1 protein-coding gene is annotated in these 633 nt (G+C 24.3%); it reads left to right on the forward strand.

Translation table 11 applies throughout. The features are described from left to right. Positions 1 to 34: 34 nt before the first annotated feature. A partial coding sequence (locus AMN99_RS05575; protein ID WP_256998126.1) for a class I tRNA ligase family protein occupies positions 35 to 633 on the forward strand: 599 nt, incomplete at its 3' end.

Raw genomic sequence — 633 nt, forward strand, 5'->3', positions numbered from 1 at the left:
TGGTCATGGTTGGATTTTATCTGGAGAGGAAAAAATGTCCAAATCTAAAGGAAATATTTTGGATCCATTAGAAATAATTGATGAGTATGGGTTAGATCCATTAAGATATTATCTAATCAAAGAAGTTTCTTTTGGCAATGATGGTAATATTTCTCAAGAAAGATTGGAAGATTGTATAAACAGTGATTTAGCAAATAACTATGGTAATTTATGTCAAAGAGTTACCGCTTTTACGATCAAAAATTGTGATGGAAAAATTCCTTCTGAAATTAAATTTCTAGATGAAGATTTGTTAATTTTAGACAAGTATAAAAAAAATTTAGATAATATTAGATCTAAAATTGATCATCAAAATATTAACTTTTATATAGACTACATTGTTAATTCACTATTTGAGGCAAATAAATATTTTAATGATCAAGAACCGTGGAAAAAAAAAGATGACCAAATCAGATTAAACACAATTGTCTATACTACATTAGAAATTGTTCGAAAAATAAGTTTCTTATTATATCCAATTATTCCAGAGTCTTCTTTAAAAGCACTAAAAATTTTTAATATTAATGAAAATCAAATAAAATTAAATTCCCTTACAGATAATGAGTATTTAACTAAAGGAAATAATATTAATAA

The organism is Candidatus Pelagibacter communis, assembly GCF_001180225.1.
Classification (GTDB): Bacteria; Pseudomonadota; Alphaproteobacteria; order Pelagibacterales; family Pelagibacteraceae; genus Pelagibacter; species Pelagibacter ubique_D.